We start from the raw sequence: 22,145 nt of genomic DNA on the forward strand, positions 1-22,145 counted from the left end.
CACTTTACCGAACAACTATTCATAGTGATCAGGGGTTTCATTATCAAAATTGGCAATGGACTGATAAATTAAAGGATAATAAGATATATCAGAGTATGTCCCGCAAGGGAAATTGCTTAGATAACGCAGCCATGGAAAATTTCTTCGGTCTACTTAAGCAAGAAATGTACTATGGAGAAGAAAGAGTCTCATTTGACGAACTCGAGAAAAGAATCAATAATTATATTCACTACTATAATCACAAGCGAGTTAAACAAAAATTGAGTGGCCTATCTCCAGTTGATTACCGAAAACAGGACACTCAATACGTTGCCTAAGTATTCAATTATAAACTCCAACTTTTGGGGGTCACATCATACAGGCTAGCTATAGGAATTGTGTTGAATTAGTCGATCATATCAAATTTTTCTTGGAAGAGTGGACTCACTGAACGGTTTTCATGAATTCGACGAATAGCTTCACCGACTAATTGAGCAACTGAGACAATTTCGATTTTATCGATAATTTTTTCTTCAGGTAGAGCGATCGTATCTGTAATAATAACTTTTTTGATTGGGGCTTGTTCCAGTCTTTCAACCGCAGGCCCGGAGAGAACCGGGTGGGTACAAGTGACATAAACCTCTTTAGCACCTTTTTCCATTAAAGCTTCTGCTGCTAAACAAATTGTTCCGCCAGTATCAATCATATCATCAATTAAAATCGCAATCTTACCGTCAATGTCTCCGACAATGTTCATGACTTCAGCGACATTAGCCTTTGGTCGACGTTTGTCGACAATGGCAATTGGAGCTTTAAGGAATTCAGCTAGCTTACGCGCTCTTGTCACACCACCATGGTCGGGAGAAACAACAACAATATCGTCGCCAATCAGGCCATTATCAATAAAGTAATTAGCTAATAAAGGGGCTCCCATCAAGTGATCAAGCGGAATGTCGAAAAAGCCTTGAATTTGAGCGGCGTGCAAGTCCATTGCGACAATCCGGTCTGCTCCAGCCATCTCAAGCATATTAGCTACTAACTTAGCAGTGATTGGTTCTCTGGATTTAGCTTTTCGGTCTTGACGAGCATAACCGTAGTAAGGAATAACTAAGTTAACAGTTTTAGCAGAGGCTCTTCTCAAGGCATCAATCATAATCATTAATTCCATAAGATTATCGTTAACAGGCGCTGATGTTGATTGAATCACGTAAACATGAGATCCACGAATACTTTCGTCGATGTTGACCTTAATTTCACCATCAGCAAATCTTGAAATTTCAATTTTACCTAATTCTACGCCGACTTCCTCTGCAATCTTTTCTGCTAAAGGTTTATTTGAATTCAACGAGAAAATTTTCAGCTTCGGATCTTGATATGGTTTATGCATGGTTAACTCCTTTACTTATTATCTGACATGAATCGATCCCAATAGTTAGGGATAGAGGCTTGTTTTTCACGAGCAATTGCTAGACTTTCTGATTCAACATCATCTGTGATCGTTGATCCAGCAGCTACAATGGCTCGGCGTCCGACTTTTAATGGGGCAATTAAGTTGGTTCCACTACCAATAAAGGCTTCATCACCAACTGTTGTTCTAAATTTATTTTTACCATCAAAATTAACAAAGGTCGTACCGCAACCAATATTAATAGATTCACCCAAGCTCGCATCACCGATATAAGACAAGTGACCTGCCTTCGTATAATTTCCAATGCGAGAATTCTTGACTTCAACAAAATTACCAATATGAACATGTTGACCTAAATGGCTGTTCGGTCTCAAGTGTGCCATCGGACCGATATCGCTGTATGAATCAACGGTCGACTCTTCAATAACCGATTGATGTATCTCTACATGATCAGCTAGCTGACTGTCGACAATGACACTATTGCTTCCAATATAAGAATGGCTACCAATACTGGTTTGTCCTACTAATTGAACACCGGGTCCAATCACTGTGTCCGGACCTATGTGAACATCAATGCCAATTTCAACACTGGATGGATTAATGAAGGTCACGCCTGTCATCATGTGTTGACGGGTAATACGGTCACGCATCAGTCGATTAGCCTCAGCCAGAGCTACCCGGTCATTGATACCGATAGCTTCATCCATATTTTCCATCATAAAGGCAGATACCGTCTCTCCAGCTTCCTTCAAGAGACCGATCACATCTGGTAAATAGTACTCACCTTGCGCGTTATCATTGGTAACTTTTTCTAGCATTTTAAAAAGAAGCTCATTATCGAAGACATAAGTACCCGTATTAATTTCTTTAACCATTAATTCTTCAGGATTGGCATCTTTTTGCTCAACAATGTGACTCACTAAACCATTCTCAGATCGAACCACCCGACCATAACCTGTTGGATTTGTTGCTAGAGCGGTAAGAATCGTCGCCTTAGCATCCTGACTTTGGTGATAATTGAAGACCGCTTCAAGAGTCTCTGGCGAAATAAGTGGCGTATCACCAGCGATCACTAAGGTCGCCCCTTTTTTGCCTTCAAGTACCGATTTAGCCTGCAAGACTGCATGCCCAGTCCCAAGCTGTTCCTCCTGCCAAACAAACTCGCTTCTCTCCCCAATAGCCTGGCTAACTTGATCTCCATCATGACCAATAATTGTGACAATCTGGTCCATTTGACACGCCTCTAAAGCTCGAATCACATGGTCAATCATGGGTTGACCAGCAACTTGATGAAGAACCTTATGAAGATCGGACTTCATACGGGTTCCCTTGCCAGCAGCTAAAACAACAGCCATACGCTGTGTCATATGAGTATCACTCCTATCCATATTCTTATCCTCTTTATTATACATTTGGTGAGGCAAGATATCTACTTTAATTCTTCAAGCATGGTCCCAGGCTGACACTGGATTTGATATGAGGAAGATTCTTCATCATATACCAGGGCAACATCAAATAAAGATTGGTAGTGAGGTAAATCCTTGGCCTTAGGACCGGAATTTTCCGCGAAGACACAAATACCAACCGGATGACTATCAAATTCCTCAAGTAAGGAGACCATACCGCGAATCGTTCCGCCATTTCGTAGGAAATCATCGACAATTAATACCCGACTACCAGCTTCTAAGGAATCTTTTGGTAGCTCCATTCTCGAGACGGTCTGCCGTGAACCTGCGACATAGTTTACTCCAATCATTGGACCAGAAGTATTGGTAGCAGATCTTCTAGCAATAACTTGGGGTGTGTTTAAGTATTTGGCTACCAGAGTCGATAAGGGAACACCCTTCATTTCAATAGTTAGTACATAGTCAATGGCTTGGCTTTCATAAGCTTGGCTAATAATTCTAGCTGCTTGGTCCACTCGCTTAGGATCATCAATAATTTTTTCTAAGGCAATATAGTTTCCCGGTAATATTCTCTTGCGTTGGGTGATTTCAGCTTGAACCGATTCAATAAACTCTTTGAGCTCCAGCTCACTGATTCCAGGTCGGTAAATAACACCTCCACTAGCTCCTACACGGCGTTCTAAGTGACCGTACCCTTGTTCAATCATTAACTGATCAATCATAGTGATATCCTCACTCAATGATGACTTGGCCGCATTTAAATAATCGATGAAGATCTGGTAGTTAATTAATTGATTCGGACGCTGCAACAAGTAAGACATGATAAAAAGTAATCGCTCATTTCGCTTAAATTTTCTATCCATAGGCGAACTTCCCTCCACTATTTACAAGTAATGTTTGTTTAATCTATTATAGCAGAGCTCCATTAAGCAAAAAAGCCAAACCTAAAGGTTTGGCTAATTATATTATAATTCTTGGTAAGTTTTAGCAATTTGATTAATGAGCTCTTTATCTTCAAGCCCAGTCACTTCACTAATCACTTCTTCTAGTGGTTGCTTATTAAGCTTATCCTGCAAGGCGACGGCCTGGTCGTCTTCAGCATAATCATACTTGAATATCATTGCTACTACTTTTAATAAGTGCTTATAGCTAAGTTCGTATTGCTTAGCCTCTCGCATTGGACGAATAAAGCGTTCATCATAACCCAGTTTGCGAATAGGCGTCCGAGCCACACGTGTAATATCGTCAGAGATATAAGGGTTTTCGAAGCGTCCAATAATCTTTTGGATATAAGCTTGATGATCATCCGCATCAAAGTGCCACTTAGCTTCAAGTAACTGACCCGTCTCATTCAACACCGCTTCCAACTGACTCTTAACAGCAGAGTCTTCCATTGCTTGGTCAATGGTTGCATAACCCTTATAGTAACCTGTATAAGCGACGGTAGCATGCCCCGTATTAACGGAGAAGAGCTTCCGTTCGATATACGGCTCAAGATCTTCAACATAAAGTACTTCATCCAGACGAATCTCTTTATTTTTACTTTGAGTGGCATCAATTACCCATTCTTTAAATGGCTCAACGGATACGAATAGGGGATCTTCATGAGATTGAATCGGAACAATACGATCCACTGCTGCATTAGGAAAACCAATATAAGTCTCAATGTAGTCTAGTAAGCTCTCATCTGCAAATGCTTGTACTTTTTCCTTCAAGAATTGAGAGCCACCAATCATATTTTCACAGGCGATTACGTCCAATGCTTCCTGAATCCCTTGTTCTTGACGAGCCTTTAATCCTTGACAGATAAGCTCAGCAATATATGGTAAGATATTCGGTCCAATCGCTGTCGTTACAATATTGGCTTGACTTATCGCTTGAACAACCGCTTCAGGTTCTTGACCATTATTAATACCATTTACCTGATTGACCGTCATTTGTTCTTTATCTTGATCAGCCAATTCAATTTCATAACTTCCTCTGGCTTGAAGGGCATCGATAATGGTCTCATTTAAATCGACAAAATCAATTGAAAAACCATTTTTACTCAATACTTCCCCAATAAAGCCTCGACCAATATTACCTGCGCCAAAATGTACTGCGTGCATTACGCTTCGACCTCCTCTAACATAGCTACAATTTCTTCTGCTGATTCTGCATTCACTAATTTTACCACATTATTCACATCCGCACAGAAGACAGCAATTTGTGATAAGACATCTAAATGTTCATCACCCACACCCGCAATGCCGAAGATCAACATAGCCATTTTTTCTTCTTTTTCACCTGGAGCAAAGTTGACTCCCTGTGGTACTTGCAAAATGGAAATACTCGTTGATTTGACATACCGTTTACTTTCATCTGTTCCGTGAGGAATCGCAACAAAATTTCCCATATGGGTAGTTATATTTTTCTCTCGTTCAAGCATGGAGTCGACATAATTTTCTTCGACTGCCCCATCCTTAACCAGTAACTCTCCTGCAGCGCGAATGGCCTCTTCTTTTGTGGCAAACGATTGATTCAACTTGATATTACTTGCTTTTAATTCCATTTTGCACACTCCTATTCTATTTCTTGAATTTCTTTAATAAATATACGTTCCAGTAAATGTCGGATGGATTGATAATTCCCGCGTTCATAAGTCGCTATGTTTAAGTCATTTTCAATTAGTGACCGGCTAATGGCCCCTAATAATCGACTAGTAGACCCGGACATCTCACTAGGTGCTAACATGAGAAGGAGACGGTCCAGTTGGATGGGTTGGTGGTCCATCCCCATAATTGAGTAAGATTGATCCAATTGATAAACTTGAAAAGTCGCTTGTTTTACTTCGCTTTGGCGACTGTGAAACAAGGCTATCCTTGATCCCGGAATGCCAATTGGCGCTAATCGGTAGCGGTCAATCAAACTTTGACCAACTTTTTGATTGTCAGTAATCAGCTGACGGGGAAGCTGGTTAACAATTGCCTTAATCGTTTCATCGAGCTCAGGTAAGCCCCTCCATTCCACCCATTCAAAGCCATCTAACAGGTCTTGGCCCGCCAATACTAAATGAAGCAAATCGGAAAAATCGATATGACTGTTGCGATTTAGACTAGTTGAGGCATCCAAGTAGTGACTCTTTTGCTTGTTCTTAATGGTACTATCTAAGCGCTGGCGAATTTGCTGCACTTCGCTTTCCATTAATAAAGGAGAGATAACTAAATAGTCCGGTTCAAAATCCTCTAAGTAAATCGTCGATAAAACTAAATCATAAGCATCATAATTCAGGCGTTTTAACTGAGAAAGACGGGCAATATCTAATTTCTGTATCTCTGGAATATTCTTACGTAAGCGGCTCTCCAATATCTTTGCTGTTCCAATTCCACTAGAACAGATCACCAGGATGGAGATTGTAATCAGCGAGAGCGGTTGACGTTCCAATGAACTCGCAAAATGCAAGACTATATAGATCAACTCATCCTTGGAGACCGGATAGTCATAAAATATTTGCTCATAATGGTGCTTAACAGTGTCAAACAAGTGACGATAGCGCAAGCGGATATCCTCCAATATAGGGCTTTCTAGACTTTCATTCACAGGTTGAATACGGTGAATAGCGGCACTAATATGCGTTAGTAAGTCCTGATAGAGTGTTTGGTCAAAGCGAAAATCGTTCCCCATCGATTCACTAGTCAAACGAATCAATTCTTTGACACGATAGATCATAACAGCGTCGTAGGTCTCACCAGGGAAGGTCTCACTCTCTTGAAAATTCAAACCAGCCAATTGGCGCGCTAAAAAATGTCTCTCGCTAATATTGATAGGCTGTTGGAGCGCTTCACTAACTAACCCCATGATCTGATGAGCTAGTTGTAGATGACGACTCGAAAGATCACTGACCGATACCGAATCTCTTAGGTCGTCTCCTTTATCAATTGCTTGAAGCGAAACAGCCAGAGAAGTGACCATCCGTTGCATCTGCTTGTCGGATACTCTCGTTAACAATTGGCCGGTTCGGTCAAATAAGATCTTACTAGCTAGTGACCAGTATTTATCATCAACTATGTTAATAAAATAGTCATCAATTTCCTGCTCAACGGACTCTCCCATCTCAGATAAATAGCGATAAAAATCGTATTCACTAACATTGGCATAAATGAGATTAGCTATTAACTGGCGGATTTGAATTTGACTACCATGACTCGTTAGTTGACCTTTATCACCTCGAATGAGCTTGATTTGATAATTACGCAAACTTCTTTCGATTGCAAAAAAATCTGTCTGGATTGTACTAGGACTGACTTGAAAGTAATCAGCTAGTTCATCATAACTATATCCAATCTGCTTGCTGAGTAAAGCCAAGCTCAAAATATCTTGTCTAGTTCGCGCATCGAAATACTCATCCTCTTGATTCAGTAACTGTCTTTTTAATTCTTCTCTAGCCCCTTCATGGGTAAACTCTAAATAATACCCTCGTCCCCGCTCATTAACTAAACGGACATTTTCCCCATCTAAAGTTTCTTCCAATGACTTCAGCTCTCGATAAACCGTTCGACGACTAACACCTAGCATCCGCTCGAAATCTACAACACTCACACCCTGGTGGTATTGTAGGAGATAATCCAACATTTTTTGTTCACGAAAGCTGAATTTCATTTACTCACCTCATCCGGAAATAATCTTACAAGCTGTCAATTAATGATCGGTAATTGGCCTCATCCAATAAGTCTTCAAAAGAAATATGACGAGCGTTAGGCAGATGATCTTCAACTAAACGTTCCTGACCAGCTTGAGAAATAACTAGCGTATTGGCTTGCTCTTCTATTTCTTTGAGAGCTTGAGCAGTTACAGCTATTGACTTTCCTGCCTTGCTTAATTGGTTACGGAATTGTGAAGCCGCCATGGTTGAAGCGCCTACTTTATCTACATAAGCAAAGATAATTCGATCCACGCCTTGAATTTCTAACCCAGCATTCGATTCTACTGGTTCAGAAGGGGTAACGGCTGGAGCCTCTAGGTCATCCCCTTCTGATTTAGCTTGCATATCACCTAAAATTTGATCATAGCGATCGCCATCTAGGAAGTTTTCAACAGAAACGTGGATTGATTTCGGTACTTGTTTCCGCGCTCGATTTGTCAATTCTTCTTGAGTGATTACCAAGGTGGTCGCACTATCCGTTAAATTATTAATAGCAGAATTCGTAATTGGTATATTAAGTCCAATTGATTTTGCTTTCTTACGTAGAAGAGACGCTCCCATTGCAGAAGATCCCATTCCGGCATCACAGGCAAAGACAATGGCATCAATTTCATCAAAAGTTGGTAACTCATCACTTTTTGCTTCTACATCGCCTTCTGCTCCTGCTTGGCCTTTTGATTGAGCTTTAGCATGAGCTGTCGCTTGTTTTTGCGCTTCAAAGTTGTCCTCAGTAGACTTATCTGACTTCAAGATAACAGCTGCGACAACAAAGGAAACCAGTGCAGCACCGGCAACCCCTAAAATAATAGGTAAGTGAGCCCCTTGGGCACCCATTCCCAAAATAGCAATAATCGAACCTGGTGAAGCAGGACTCGTCAGAGCTGCGCCAAACATTTGGAAAATAAATGTCCCGGTTACCCCACCGGCAATAACAGCCAGAAACATAAGTGGTTTCATCATGACATAAGGGAAGTAAATCTCATGAATACCCCCTAAAAAGTGGATAATCGCTGCACCTGGAGCAGAAGACTTAGCTGATCCCTTACCAAATAACATGTAGGCTAAGAGAACCCCTAGACCTGGACCTGGGTTAGCTTCAAGTAGATAAAGGATTGAACGTCCTATTTCGGTCACTTCTTGGGTACCTAATGGTGTTAAAATTCCGTGGTTTATCGCATTATTTAAGAATAAAATCTTAGCTGGCTCGATAAAAATATTGGCAAGCGGTAAAAGACCAGCTTGAACTACTACTGCAACACCTCTAGCAAGTAGGCTAGTAGCAGCAGACACTACAGGGCCTATCGCATAGAAACCGAGAATTGCTAAAATAAAACCAACAATACCACTTGAAAAGTTATTAACTAGCATCTCAAAACCAGATGGAATCTTATCTTGGAAATTTTCATCAAATTTCTTGATACACCATCCACCAAAAGGTCCCATCATCATGGCTCCGATAAACATTGGAATATCGCCAGCCCCCATGATAACCCCCATGGTACCAATAGCTCCAACTACGGCTCCTCTTTGTCCATGGACCATATTACCACCGGTATAAGCAATTAATAACGGCAAGAGATATTGTTGCATCGGCCCAACAATTGTATTTAATTGTTCGTTTGGCAAATAACCTGCCGGTATAAATAAGGCCGTAATGATTCCCCAAGCAATAAAGGCACCAATATTCGGCATGACCATACTACTTAAGTGAGAGCCTAATTTCTGGACTGCTGCCTTAATTCCAGCATTGTTCTTTGTCTGTGACATGTCTTCTCCTCCTTTAATTATAATTCGGAATTTTCCGATTTCGACATTCTCGACATCTTTATTTTACTAATAGTTGAACGCGTTTACAATCAATCTCGCCATTAGTTTTGGCACTAAGCTTTGTGCCAAAACTGTCACCATCAGAAAAACACTGAATACAAGATCCAGTGTTTTTATCTGAATATTAACTTTGTTTAAACCAGCCAACTAACGAAACGAGTAAGAATATTAAAACAAAACTCAGGGTAATAGACGCACCCGGAGGCGTATCGATATAATAAGAAGCTGAAATCCCAGAAAAGATCCCAATCAAATTAATAGCAAAAGCAATCAAGATCGATTGGGCAAAGCTGCTTGAAATCTTAATAGCTGTTGCTGCTGGAATAACAATAAGGGCTGATACTAACAAAGCTCCTACAATCGGCATCATGACACTAATCGCGATCCCTGTCACCACCGAGAAGATAATCGACATCAGCTTAACAGGCAAACCACTTGTAAAAGCGGTATCCTCATCATAACAAAGTACATACAAGGGACGTCTAAAAATAAAATAAAGCGTCAGCGTGATAAGAGCTAAAGCCATTAAAAGCTTGACCTCCTGACTTGTAATTAAAATAATCGAACCAAACAAGTATTGATCGATTTTAAAGTTAGCACTATTAGAGGACAAGCCTACTAATATCAACGCAACCGCCATCCCTGCTGACATCATAATCGCTATCGAAATCTCAGAAAAATTACTATAAGCCACTCGCAAATATTCAATAATCAAAGAAGCGAAGATTACTACTAGTAAAGTGGATAGGGTAGGATTTAAATGTAAGATCATCCCTAAAGCGACACCCGCCAAAGAGATATGGGATAAGGTGTCAGCCAAGAGTGATTGTCTTCTTAATATTAAAAGCAATCCTAAAATCGGGGTTATAAACGAAATAGCTAGACCAGCTAGTAAAGCTCTTTGAATGAAGTCATACTGAAACATTTCCACGGTGCACCCTCCTCTCGCATCAAATGAATCTCTCGATCATAATAGCCTTCCAATTCTTGATCTGCGTGAGTGACCATCAGGATCGCTTTATTATGACAAGTACAGCTATGACGTAAGAGGCGGTAGAAATCCTGTCTGGACTGCTTATCCATACCCGTTGTTGGTTCATCCAAAACAAAAAAATCTGGATCCATAGCAAAAGTTCGCGCGATATTAATGCGTTGCTTTTGACCACCGGATAATTCACCAATTTTTCTTTTTCTTAAATGTTCCATTCCAACCGATTGCAGGGCACGGGTAATATGCTCCTGGTCTTCTTGGTCCAATGGTTTAAACCAGCGTCCCTTGGGAAAGCGACCCGAAGCAACTAAATCTTCCACACGACTTGGAAAACCAGCATTAAAAGCTGCTACATTCTGGGGAATATAGCCAACGGTTAGTTTTTCCCCGCGGTCATTAGTTTTAGCCAGTTGAACTTGGCCACTTGCTGGTTTTAAAAGACCTAAGATGTTTTTGATTAAGGTCGATTTGGCAGCTCCATTTTGCCCGGTTAAAATAACAAATTCTCCCGCATCAATATCAAAAGATACCTTATCTAAAACCTTTACATGGTCATAAGAAAAAGATAAGTCTCTAACTTTTAACACTGTCATAGAGCCACCTCCTAAACTATTCTTTCATTAGCTCCTCTAAATTATCACGCATAATGGTGAAGTAGTCAACTCCTTCAGCTTCCTCCTCACTGGTTACCACTTCAAGGGTACGTAGATGATACAGTTTAGCATTTGTAGCACCTGCTACGGTTTCTGCAATGTTGCTGTTTAAGGATGGATCAACATAGATGGCTTGCACTTGCTGTTCTTTAATGAAATCTTGCATCTGAGCTAATTGTTGGCTAGAAGGCTCTTGTTCAGTAGATAATCCTGAAATAGCTACTTGTTCTAAGTCAAATGCGTGGGCTAAATAACCAAAGGCAGCATGTTGGACTACAAAAGTCCGATTTTTACGCTGGCTTAATTGATCTGCCATCTCTTGGTATAATTGATCCAAGTCTTGCGATAGTTTATCTGCATTAGCTTGATAGTAATCCTCATGGTCAGGATCCAAGGCAATCAGTGCCCGCTTAACATTCTCAGCCTGGTCAGCATAAACTTTTGGATCCAGCCAAGTATGAGGATCATACTCATGGGTATGACCTGCTTCACCATGTTCATGGTCGTGACCTTCGTGTTCATGGTCATGTTCGTCATGTCCTGCTTCTTCGTGACTATGGTCATGATCTGCTTCCTCAGCATGATCGTGATCGTGGTCGTGGTCGTGACCTTGGCCCTTTAGTAACTCAATTCCTTCTGTTGATTCTAGGACTTGAGTCTGAGACTGATCGATTAAGCTTAAGAGATCATGAACAAAAAATTCCATTTCATCATCTTGATAGATAAATAAATCAGCTTCTTGCACTTTAGCTGCATCCTTGGCCGTTGATTCATAGCCATGGGCATCTTGACCTTGGTTAAGCAACATCTGAACGTCCATCTTGTCCCCAGCAATACGCTTAGCTAAATAATAAACAGGGTAAAAAGTGGTCATCACCTGCTTCTTATCGTGAGCATATGTCACACGACCAGGCACTAATACTAGACAAATAACTAGAGCTAGTAGATATTTAACAAATTTTTTCATTTTCTTCCTCCTAAATAGTAATTATTATCATTTGAACTAATGCTTATTATATGATTTAGTCAAGAAACTGTCAACTCTAAATTTTAAAGCAAGCATAAAACGCATGGAGCAAGAAACAAGTTCTCGCCCCATGCGTGTTCAAATAACCTTATTCTATTTCTTTTTTTTGAAATTACTCAACCAGTTAGGAAGTATTTCTGCAATCTCATCTGGCAGATGGTCCTCCAAGGCATTCAAGTTTTGAGTCAAACCTGAATTCATCAAACGTTGTATTTCTTTTAAAGGTAAATCTCTCCCTTGGTCTTCAGCAATAGCAATCTGCTTTAGCACTTCAATATAACTATAAGCCAAAGCCAAAGTTAAAGCACTAGCCGTCGCTCCGCTAATCAAACCTCCTGTCACGGTCCCTAAACCAGGTATCCACTTTAAAGCTGAGGAGGCAATATATTTACCAAGGAGCGTGACGCCTCCAGTACCACCAATACCGGCAATTAAGCTTACAATTTGTGACTTGTCTAGAGATAGTCCAAAAATTGAAGTGATATGGGCCAACAAACTGATCTGCATGGGAACTAAAAGACTTGCATCCGCTACGGGAATCGGAATAAAGCCGATACCAAAGGCTGAAGCAACATATTTCTTAGCCCAACTCCTAGAACTTTCAACCTTGCGTTTGAGATCCACTCGTTGGGCATTGATAAAAGCCGGGTGTACTTCCTTGGGAATAATCGCCAAGGTTTGATTAATTAACTCCTGCAAGCCGAAGCTTTCTATATAGTGATCTCCTCGGATTAAATAGGGCTTGGCTAGCACTGCTACTACACCCTTGATAGGTAGATCTAAATGTTCCAAATAGAGCTGGAATTCTTTTGATTCTTCTCCAATGGCTTGAGTTAGGACCACGATAACTGGCAACTTTTCTGCTAAGGCTTGTATCAATTCCAACTCCAAGTTTTCAATTCGAGATGCATTGGCATTGATACAGTAATAAACCAGATCGATTGCTTGGCGGCTGCCTTGATCTGCTAACTCTTTTATTAATTGAGATAGGGACTCCAATACCTCATGTTGAGCAGAAGGGTTAAGCTCTAAGCCTCTGGTATCGTATAAGGTTAATGGTATTCCATCCTTGGTAATTTTTTCTACTGTTTGGGTGACAGGCTTACCGACACCTGTTTCAGCAATTTTTTCGCGGAATAAGGCATTAATCAAGGTGCTCTTCCCACTACCGGTCTTACCGGCCACAATAATGTTCACCGGTTCCCACTCTGCTAACTGTTGGTTGGATTGATTCATTAAGTCATCCGCTAAATACTGTTTTGAACGAGCATTCTTTAATCGGTTAAATAATTTCATTCATTAACTCCTAATCATTACGTCTTGAGAGGATAATGAAACGCAGTAATTGCAAGGCCGTACTAAGAGAAGCCGCAATATAGGTAAAGGCTGCGGCTGACAAGACTTTCTTGGCGGCCGGCAATTCACTTGCTGTAAATAGTCCTCCCTGTTCAAGCACAGCCAAGGCTCGCTTACTTGCATCAAATTCTACAGGTAGGGTCACTAATTGAAATAACAAGACAAGCGAAAAGGCAATGGTGCCAATCTTAATCAATCCCGCCCAAGACATCAATAATCCAATAAGAATCAGAGGCATGGCTAAACTAGACCCAATATTAACCACCGGCACTAAGGCTGTTCTAAAGCGTAAAAAGTGATAATCCTTAGCATCCTGGACCGCATGACCACACTCATGAGCTGCCACAGCGACAGCAGCCACAGATTGTGAATCATAAGTGGCATCGGAAAGTCTTAAAACCTTGTTAGCTGGATCGTAATGGTCGGTAAGCTGACCGGGAACATGCTCTACCTGGACATCTGGGATAGAGGCTTGTTGGAGGATCCACTCAGCTGCTTGTCGGCCAGTGATCCTTTTTTCGGTCTCTAATTCTTGATATTTATTAAATGTAGATTGAACACGGTGTTGGGCAAACATAACAATCGCCATGCCAATTAAAACTAAGATATAGGTACTATCATAAAACATATCGCATTCCTCCTTTGGCCTCTCTATTATATCAGAATTAGAGTAGCTATTCAGTTTACAAGCCTGATGCCTATCGTCCAATTCGTTAAGCCAAGACATCTATTCCAATCTCTATCATTGCTCAGAAATCTTAAAAAGGCAGAAACCACTTTGCTACAAAGTGCTATCGTTTGTAGCAAAATGACTCCTGCCCTTTTTAAGGAGTTTATTGGATATTGGTTAATTGATTGAGCTATATTAGGATAATAACATCGCGTCGGAGGTGAGACTTTCCCCACTACGATTTTTAAACATTTCCATCAAATCAACTATCGTTAAGTTTTCTTTGTCTGGTCCTGCTAAATCTAAAATAATTTGCCCTTGGTGAAGCATAATAATACGATTACCATATTTCAAGGCATCTGCCATATTGTGGGTAATCATCAAGGCGGTTAGATTACGCTCCTGGACAATCTCATCAGTCAACTTGAGCACCATCTCACTAGTTGAAGGGTCCAAGGCTGCTGTATGTTCATCTAATAGAAGAATTTTTGGAGTCTGCAAGGTAGCCATAAGTAGTGTCAAAGCTTGACGTTGTCCACCGGATAAAAACTCAACATCCGTTGTTAAGCGATTTTCAAGTCCTAAACCTAGGATCTTTAAATCTTCCTTCATTTGCTGACGATCTTCATCCTTAACTCCTTTAGCTAGGCCCCTCTTAAGTCCTCGACGACTAGCTAAGGCCATATTCTCCTCAATGGTTAAGCGTGCGGCTGTTCCCATCTTTGGATCTTGGAAGACATAACCAATGTACTCAGCTCGTTTGTTGGTGGGTAATTGAGTGACATCCGATCCGGCAATGGTGATAGAGCCAACATCTGGTGTGTAGGCACCAGATATCGTATTCAACAAGGTTGATTTTCCAGCACCATTCCCTCCAATAACCGTCACAAAGTCCCCCGGGTGAAGAGTTAAATTAATTCCCTTTAAGACGTGGTTCTCATTGATTGTGCCTACTTCAAATGATTTATGAATATTCTTTAGTTCAAGTTGAGCAAGAGTTGCAGTCATTAAGCTTGTCCTCCCTTCATTGTACTAGTACGAGACTTCATTCCTTTTTGAATTTCAGGTATAAACAAGACAAATCCAAGCAAGATAGCTGAGAAAAGTCTAAGATCAGTTGGTTGGATATCCAAGAATGGTTGGTTCAAAATGGTATCGATAACTAAACGGTAAATGAAGCTTCCTAGAATAATACTAGTTAACCGGCCGCCTATTGATAAGTTTGGAACAACAACTTCTGCTACGACAATCGCTGCTAAACCAATAACAACAGTCCCGATCCCCATACTGATATCTGCAAATCCATCTTTTTGAGCGACCATTGAGCCAGCCAAGGCAATTAAACCATTACTTAGCATATAACCTAAGGTTTTCATCCGATTGGTATTAATGCCATTAGCTGCACTCATTTTTTCATTATCCCCAGTTGCTCTTAGAGCCAATCCTGTCTCCGTATGAAGGAACCAGACAATAACTCCAATAACTAGAGCCAATACAAACACGGATACAATGATCACGCTCACATTTTTTTGCATACTACTAGCTATGCTAGTTAACCAACCTTCAACTGGCGTATAGATGGTTTCTTTGCCTAAGAGAGCAATATTTGGTCGTCCTTGCATGACGTGTAAGTTAATCGAGTATAATCCCGTTTGCATTAAGATACCGGTAATCAGTGGATTAATTTTTAGCTTGGTATGTATCCACCCTGCCAATAATCCAGCCAAAGCTCCACCACAAAAGGCCGCTATCGTCGAAATATAGGGATTGATATTCATTGAAATTAAAGTGGCCGCAATCGCTCCGCCTAGGGGAAATGTTCCTTCAGCTGAAAGATCAGCAATATTCAACAAGCGGTAAGTGATATAGGCTCCCACACCCATGACCGCCCAAACCATTCCTTGGGTAAGACTTGATAATATAATATCCATTCAAAAAACTCCTTTTACTAATCCACTCAGTGTTATCTATTCTTACTTGAAAGATTTAGCTTATCTGTTGCTATTTACTTAATTGAATTAGGATCAATATCTAACGCTTTAGCAAATTCTTCATTGACGATAACTTCAAAATCCTTACCTAATTCAATCGGCATATCAGCAGGATTTAACCCCTCGTCTAACATACGAATCACCATCTCTGCCGTTTGAATCCCATAATCTTCATAAGAATTAGACAAAGTTGCTAGCCCATTAGCCTGAACTACTGAATCAGAAGAACCGATGGTTGGTATTCCTGCTTCTTTGGCCATATCGCCAACCAATGAAATGGAGCTATCAATCGTATTGTCTGTTACCATAAACATAGCATCAACATTTGGAATAAGGGATCCTAATGATTGAGCAATATCGTTGGTTGAAATAACGGTAGCGACTTCCGTTTCAAGACCTTTTGACTCTAGAATTTCGATGGCTTTTTCAGCTTGAACTTGCGAATTAACTTCACTTGAATTATAGATCAAGCCTACTTTTTTAGCTTCAGGAAAGTTACGAACTAGTAAGTCCACTTGCTCTTCAATGGGCGCCATATCACTGGTTCCAGTCACATTGCGACCTGGCTTTTCAAGGCTTTCTGCTAATCCTGCTTCAACAGGATCTGTCACTGCTGCTACAAAGATTGGCTTTTCCTGCTCGACCGTAGCCACTGCTTGAGCTGCTGGTGTTGCTATCGCAAAAATAATATCATTTTCACGCGTCTGCTTTTCTGCCAGAGATTGAAGAGCAGATTGGTCGCCACTGGCGTTCTCTATTTTCCATTCAATACGGTCCGCATATTTGGACTGATCTAAGGTTTCTGTGAAGCCTTTAAGAACCGCATTTAATGCGTCATGCTCAATATATTGGAGTACGCCGATTTTAATCGGCTCCTCGGCTTGCCCGGTTGATGGATGAGCAAGTCCTAATCCAGCTAGGGCGCCAACGGTTACACCGATCACTAGTCTTTTTAAGGTCTTTTTAAAGTCACTAACATTCATTTCATTTTCCTCTTTCTAAAATTATTCTGGAGCTTGAATTGAATTGGGATCAATTCCAAGCTTTTCTGCTACTGTTTTATTAACAACTAATTCTAACTTTGCGGCTGTTTCGACAGGGATATCTTTTGTTTCTAGATTTTCATTGATTTGGCGAACCAGCATTTGAGCGGTTTGCTTGCCAAGTTCATAATAGTCTAGACCGTAGGTAGCTAAACCATTTTCCAAGGCCATATCTTTAGACCCACCAATCAATGGGATACCAGCATCGATAGCAATATCTCCTACTAGGGTCATGGCACTAGCAATAGTATTATCAGTTACGGTAAACAAGGCATCCACTTGATTAGCTACTGACCCAATAACTTGAGATACATCATTGGTAGAAGTGACGGTCGCTTCAACTGGATCCAATCCCTTTTCCTTCATGATAGCCATTGCCTTTTCGGCTTCAACTTGAGAATTGGTTTCTCCTGAGTTGTAAATCAGACCGATTTTTTTGGCCTCAGGGGCAATGGATTGAAGCAATTCAATTTGTTTTTCAACCGGGCCGGCATCAATCGTACCGGTGACGTTAGCTCCAGGCTGTTCAAGACTTGTTACAAGACCTGAGGCAACTGGATCTGTTACCGCTGAGAAATAAATAGGCTTATCCTTTACAATATTTGACAAACCCTGGGCAGCGGGAGTCGCAATAGCAAATAAATAATCATTGGCTCTTAAGGTTTCACTCATTGATTGTAGATTAGCATTATCACCAGCTGCATTCAGAAAGTTTATCTTTAAGTTTTGCCCATCGATATAACCGGCTTCTTCAAGACCGGCTTTAAAACCTTCATATGTTTGATTCAAGGATTCATGTTCTACATATTGAAGCACACCTACTGATATTTCTTCTTGGGCCCGAACCGGACTAGCAAAGCTAGCTGCTACCCCTGCGACTGTTAATACGGTAACTAAAACTGACTTCAAATATCGATACATTTTTACTCTCTCCTTTTTTGGATAAAATCAAAAAACCTGCAATCAATCTCTAAAGACTAATGCAGGTTTTGTTGAGAACAAAAATGAATTTGACTCTAAATTATTCCCACATTAGATTCTTAGATAATCGATCTATGTGGGCAACGTTAACTTCGGCTCCTCATAGATGCAAACTTGCGCATGTTTGCATCTATAACTAGATACAAACACTATCTAAAGTAGCCGTAGTAAAACGATGATAATGGTAATAATATAGAATTAATCATTGTAGTTCCCTCTTTATTGGTTAATTGTTAAGTTAATCATAATCAAATTCTAATCCGTTGTCAAGAAGATTTTGAGAATTTAATGAAGTTTATTAACTGATACTCATTTTCTCTTGGACAGCTAGCTCCACTTCATTCGTGATAATCGAGTGGATATCACTCATCAATAATCGCTTCATAACAGCTGGCTCATTGACGGTATAAGTATTTATCCCAATTCCATGCTTCTTACAATCACTAATCCCTTGATCCTCTAGGGTTAGATAGTGAGGGTGGTAATAATCAATCTGATGATGAGCACAATAATTTCCTGGCTGATAAAGTTGCTCACTTGTCAAAAAACCAGCTCGAATATCAGGAGCTAAATGTTTAGCTTCCATCACTGTATAATGATTAAACGAAGAAAAGATAACTCGCTCTTCCACTCCATACTGGCGAACCAATTTAATCGTCTTAGCGACGATGCCCGGATAATCAATAATTCCAGTCTTAAATTCTATGTTAACCAAGATGGACTGCTTACTAAACCAGGCTAAGAATTCATCTAGAGTAGGAATTCTTAGATCAGCTATTTGATCTGCTTGATAATTCATCTGGTTGTTAAAGAAAAAACACCTTAACTCCTCCAAAGTAAAATCCTTCAACCAGCCTTTACCATTTGAAGTTCGGTCAATTTTTTCATCGTGACATATAACAATTTCCTGATCCTTAGTCAGCTGAATGTCTAGCTCGATTCCATCAGCTTGGTAACTAACCGCTTGCTTAAAGGCTAACATTGTATTTTCTGGGTAAGCACCACTGTAACCTCTATGGGCTATTATTAATGTATTCATTGATATTCTCCTCCAACCAATCGAAAAAACTGACCATTTTGTGACTAGTATCCATACAATCAGGCTTACTGAGTCTAAAGGTAACACTTTTATAGGGGGAAAGCGAGCGAAATTTCGACTCATTTTCTCCAATAATCAAAAAATCAATTCCCAGTCCGTCCTAGTCTGAGAATTGATTTTTATGATTGGTCTGATTGCCATCAATTTCCTCTAAATTAAACTCATAACGATCACTAACTGGCTCCGCAGGATAGCGTAAATAAGCAACCGCAAAGTCTTTAACTCGGGCTAGCACCTCACGAAACTCTCGTTGAAACCGTGTAGAAGACGTTTCTTCTGCAGCAATACCGATCGCTTCAATTCCTTGGTCTCTTGCTAAGAGGAGGGCACGACTTAAATGATAAGGTTGGGTGATTAAGACCACTCGATCAAGATTAAAAATATGGTTAGCACGATAGACACTGGCTAGGGTGGATAAGCCTAAATGGTCCAAATAAATTTGATCACTGGGAACTCCTCGATTTACCATATACTGCTTCATGACAGCAACCTCATTGTAGTTAGCCTCCCGGTGGTCCCCACTCATAATAAATATTTGCTGGGGATGAGCCTGATAAAGCTCAATTGCTTTATCTAAGCGCAACTTTAAAACTTGGCTAGGTTCTTCATTATTAATGACACCAGCTCCTAAGACAATCGCCGGGGCCTCCTGGTAATCTTTAGATAGGTATGATTCAATTGATTCTCTCTGGGGCCAGGAACTAGCAATAACCCACAAGTTAATCAGCAAAATAGCTAGCAATCCCAAGACAATCAGAACGCTCCCTGCAAGCACCACCTGCTTCACCCATTTCAATAATTTGCTCAAATAAGCCAACTCCATCATCATTCTTCGTTCCCGCATTATATCAAGAATACACGAGAAGAACAAATAGGATTAAGCTGAATAAAATCGAAAACTTCTTAACAATCTACTACTTGAATCCAGCCTGCTGGTGGCTCGATATCACCCGTTTGGATCCCCACCAGCTCCTGGTACAATTTGAGTGTCAGCGGGCCCACTTCGTCCTTGGAATAGAAAACATACTCGTGATCTCCATGGGTAATAGATCCAATCGGTGTGATCACCGCTGCTGTCCCCATTGCCCCAGCTTCAGCAAACTGGTCTAATTGGTCTACATAAATTTCACCTTCAACGGCTTTGAGACCTAAGCGATGTTCAGCCAACCATAACAGAGACCGTTTAGTTATGCCAGGCAAGATTGAGGGCGAATCTGGCGTTATAAATTGACCATCAGGAGTAATACCAAAAAAGTTGGCCGCCCCGACTTCTTCAATTTTTGTGTGCGTAAGGGGATCCAGATAAATAGCGTCCGCATAACCTTGTTTTTTGGCAGCTTGACTGGCTATAAAGCCTGCGGCATAATTACCTCCTGCCTTGGCCCTACCCGTCCCTTTAGGTGCAGCACGGTCATAATCACTAATTAAAAAGTTAAAAGGCTTCAAACCTCCTTTGAAGTAAGGACCAACTGGTGTTACATAAATACCAAAGACAAATTCTTCTGCTGGAGCCACTGTTGTCATCGGCCCATTCCCTAATAAATAAGGGCGCATGTATAGACTGGCTCCAGATCCATAAGGTGGAACCCAATCCTTATTAGCCTTAACCACTTGATGGATAGCACGGACAAAGTCCTCAACCGGATAAGCTTCCATCGCTAGACGATGGGCAGAGTCGACCATTCTTTGAGCATTGAGCTCTGGACGAAATACTTGAATCTTATTTTCTTTGGTTCGGTAAGCCTTCATCCCCTCAAAGCAACCTTGCCCGTAATGAATCAGGGGAGAGGCCTCATGAATTTGAATGGTCGCTTCATTAACTATGCTTCCTTCTTGCCATTGACCATCCTTGAATTCCGCTCGAAAACTTTTCCCAGTAGGTATATAGTCAAATCCTAGCTTCGTCCAATCTACTTGATCTGGTGTGACATGTTCCAATCTAATCGCCCTTCCTTTAATCTTTTTCTAATGTTTTTATAATAATGCAAATAAACTTGGCGGTCAACAATCCACTGTCGACAAATTGTTACCGCCCTGTTATGTACTTTCACCAAATTTTGGTTATAATGTATCTCTATAAGAAAGGATGTTCCATGAATGAAACCATTATTTAAATCTCTCGTATTAATGACCTTTGCCTTAAGCTTGACCACTCCTATTTATCCAAGTGTATCTGCTGAAGACAACCAAGCTACTGAGCAATCAGGTACCAATCAACAAATTCTGAAGGCTCCTTTTGATGAAGTGTTACCTGAAGATAGTCCTTATCCAGTAGCTACGATTGAGCACGATATTGATATCCAAGAATTGCGAGATATTATGACGGACTACTTCAAAAATACCTACACCCAAGAGGAACAAGAAGTCAATTATCAATCCATCGATTCATCAACCCTCCAACAAGTACAAGCGGTACTAGATGAGGAGTTTCCAGACTTACAAGCCCATGTTGAGGAAGTTCAAATTGAAATTGCTGGTAAAAAAACCTATGTTTTACGCGTCATTATCCCTATGACTTACCAAGAAGCTGAAAAGAAAGCGACAGAAAATAATATTCATCTTTTGAATACCATATTTAATGAAATTCCTAACCGTTTGGTCATGCTTGCTTACTACGACCCTAGTCAAGATACAGTCACTCCTCTAACCCTTACAAATTATCTTAATCCCATTTTCTATAATGAGCAGTTGACGCAAGTTAACCATTAATGCCTCGAAAGATTAGAGGCTGTAAGATAAGTCAATCTAAAACCCACCAAGAGTGTTGATATATCAACATTCTTGGTGGGCTTTATGGTATAATTAAGTTAGTAAAATTAAAAAACAGAGGATCGGACCCTCTGTTTAAAGATAATCCAGAAAGGACTACCTCCAATGTGTAACCATTATAACATAAACCAACTCACTTTAGAACTCTCAACTCAATATTCTCCAGAATCCAATCATATTGTCTGGACCATTCACGAATTTGTTGAAGACTTAGAAATTCATCACCCCTATCTCTTTGGTCGACCGAGAGAGTATGATTTTTCC

General features: G+C 40.5%; 21 protein-coding genes and 1 pseudogene. 3 read left to right on the top strand and 19 right to left on the bottom strand.

The features are described 5' to 3' along the window. A partial coding sequence (locus T408_RS0108165; protein WP_028118986.1) for an IS3 family transposase occupies positions 1-317 on the top strand: 317 nt, incomplete at its 5' end. Between the two features lie 68 nt (positions 318-385). On the opposite strand, the gene T408_RS0108170 is transcribed toward T408_RS0108165, so the two are convergent. The 19 genes from T408_RS0108170 to T408_RS0108260 all read right to left on the bottom strand — a co-directional run bounded on the left by T408_RS0108170 (position 386) and on the right by T408_RS0108260 (position 21,050). Then, positions 386-1,366 (bottom strand): ribose-phosphate diphosphokinase, encoded by a 981-nt coding sequence (locus T408_RS0108170; RefSeq protein WP_028119494.1) that lies wholly within the window; start codon positions 1,364-1,366, stop codon positions 386-388. Between the two features lie 11 nt (positions 1,367-1,377). Next, a complete protein-coding gene (gene glmU, locus T408_RS0108175; RefSeq protein ID WP_028119495.1) occupies positions 1,378-2,754 on the bottom strand; it encodes a bifunctional UDP-N-acetylglucosamine diphosphorylase/glucosamine-1-phosphate N-acetyltransferase GlmU in 1,377 nt (458 codons plus the stop codon). Between the two features lie 62 nt (positions 2,755-2,816). After that, positions 2,817-3,656, bottom strand: coding sequence for a pur operon repressor (purR, locus tag T408_RS0108180; protein ID WP_035420454.1), 840 nt, complete (start codon positions 3,654-3,656; stop codon positions 2,817-2,819). 102 nt (positions 3,657-3,758) lie between these two features. Then, on the bottom strand, positions 3,759-4,901 hold the full coding sequence (locus T408_RS0108185) for a mannitol-1-phosphate 5-dehydrogenase (protein WP_028119497.1): 1,143 nt from the start codon (positions 4,899-4,901) through the stop codon (positions 3,759-3,761). Beyond that, positions 4,901-5,344: a PTS sugar transporter subunit IIA gene (locus T408_RS0108190; protein ID WP_028119498.1), complete on the bottom strand. Its 444-nt coding sequence runs from the start codon at positions 5,342-5,344 to the stop codon at positions 4,901-4,903. Before T408_RS0108190 ends, T408_RS0108185 begins: the two co-directional genes overlap by 1 nt. Positions 5,345-5,355: 11 nt before the next feature. Then, the gene (locus tag T408_RS0108195) at positions 5,356-7,431 is read right to left on the bottom strand and encodes a BglG family transcription antiterminator (RefSeq protein ID WP_028119499.1); all 2,076 of its coding nucleotides are present in this window, start codon (positions 7,429-7,431) and stop codon (positions 5,356-5,358) included. Positions 7,432-7,456: 25 nt separating this feature from the next. Further along, positions 7,457-9,241, bottom strand: coding sequence for a PTS mannitol transporter subunit IICBA (locus tag T408_RS0108200; RefSeq protein WP_028119500.1), 1,785 nt, complete (start codon positions 9,239-9,241; stop codon positions 7,457-7,459). A 184-nt stretch (positions 9,242-9,425) separates the two neighbouring features. Beyond that, positions 9,426-10,232, bottom strand: coding sequence for a metal ABC transporter permease (locus T408_RS0108205; protein ID WP_028119501.1), 807 nt, complete (start codon positions 10,230-10,232; stop codon positions 9,426-9,428). Further along, positions 10,190-10,885: a metal ABC transporter ATP-binding protein gene (locus T408_RS0108210; protein WP_028119502.1), complete on the bottom strand. Its 696-nt coding sequence runs from the start codon at positions 10,883-10,885 to the stop codon at positions 10,190-10,192. Before T408_RS0108210 ends, T408_RS0108205 begins: the two co-directional genes overlap by 43 nt. Before the next feature lie 16 nt (positions 10,886-10,901). Continuing rightward, complete coding sequence (locus T408_RS11275; RefSeq protein WP_051444853.1) at positions 10,902-11,912, bottom strand: metal ABC transporter solute-binding protein, Zn/Mn family; 1,011 nt, start codon at positions 11,910-11,912, stop codon at positions 10,902-10,904. A 153-nt stretch (positions 11,913-12,065) separates the two neighbouring features. Then, positions 12,066-13,268, bottom strand: a complete 1,203-nt coding sequence (locus T408_RS0108220; protein WP_028119503.1) for a YcjF family protein — start codon at positions 13,266-13,268, stop codon at positions 12,066-12,068. Positions 13,269-13,278: 10 nt separating this feature from the next. Continuing rightward, complete coding sequence (locus tag T408_RS0108225; protein WP_028119504.1) at positions 13,279-13,956, bottom strand: zinc metallopeptidase; 678 nt, start codon at positions 13,954-13,956, stop codon at positions 13,279-13,281. A gap of 237 nt (positions 13,957-14,193) precedes the next feature. Further along, positions 14,194-15,006 carry an ABC transporter ATP-binding protein gene (locus tag T408_RS0108230; protein ID WP_028119505.1) on the bottom strand — a complete coding sequence of 271 codons (813 nt, stop codon included), beginning with the start codon at positions 15,004-15,006 and terminating at the stop codon, positions 14,194-14,196. After that, positions 15,006-15,929, bottom strand: coding sequence for an ABC transporter permease (locus T408_RS0108235; protein ID WP_028119506.1), 924 nt, complete (start codon positions 15,927-15,929; stop codon positions 15,006-15,008). Before T408_RS0108235 ends, T408_RS0108230 begins: the two co-directional genes overlap by 1 nt. Positions 15,930-16,003: 74 nt before the next feature. After that, on the bottom strand, positions 16,004-16,972 hold the full coding sequence (locus tag T408_RS0108240; protein WP_035420456.1) for an ABC transporter substrate-binding protein: 969 nt from the start codon (positions 16,970-16,972) through the stop codon (positions 16,004-16,006). Between the two features lie 21 nt (positions 16,973-16,993). After that, positions 16,994-17,953, bottom strand: coding sequence for an ABC transporter substrate-binding protein (locus T408_RS0108245; RefSeq protein WP_028119508.1), 960 nt, complete (start codon positions 17,951-17,953; stop codon positions 16,994-16,996). A gap of 358 nt (positions 17,954-18,311) precedes the next feature. Beyond that, positions 18,312-19,052 (bottom strand): glycerophosphodiester phosphodiesterase, encoded by a 741-nt coding sequence (locus tag T408_RS0108250; protein ID WP_028119509.1) that lies wholly within the window; start codon positions 19,050-19,052, stop codon positions 18,312-18,314. 160 nt (positions 19,053-19,212) lie between these two features. After that, positions 19,213-19,920 carry a SanA/YdcF family protein gene (locus tag T408_RS11280; protein ID WP_169730307.1) on the bottom strand — a complete coding sequence of 236 codons (708 nt, stop codon included), beginning with the start codon at positions 19,918-19,920 and terminating at the stop codon, positions 19,213-19,215. Between the two features lie 95 nt (positions 19,921-20,015). Further along, positions 20,016-21,050, bottom strand: coding sequence for a branched-chain amino acid aminotransferase (locus T408_RS0108260; protein WP_035420458.1), 1,035 nt, complete (start codon positions 21,048-21,050; stop codon positions 20,016-20,018). A 159-nt stretch (positions 21,051-21,209) separates the two neighbouring features. Between T408_RS0108260 and T408_RS0108265 the strand changes: the two genes are divergently transcribed. Both T408_RS0108265 and T408_RS12230 read left to right on the top strand, forming a co-directional pair. After that, positions 21,210-21,821 carry a hypothetical protein gene (locus T408_RS0108265; protein WP_028119511.1) on the top strand — a complete coding sequence of 204 codons (612 nt, stop codon included), beginning with the start codon at positions 21,210-21,212 and terminating at the stop codon, positions 21,819-21,821. A 165-nt stretch (positions 21,822-21,986) separates the two neighbouring features. Further along, positions 21,987-22,145 (top strand): annotated as a pseudogene (locus T408_RS12230) (transposase); the annotation flags it as partial.

The sequence above is a fragment of the Hutsoniella sourekii ATCC 700629 genome (assembly GCF_000518205.1).
In the GTDB taxonomy this organism is placed as follows: Bacteria; Bacillota; Bacilli; order Lactobacillales; family Aerococcaceae; genus Hutsoniella; species Hutsoniella sourekii.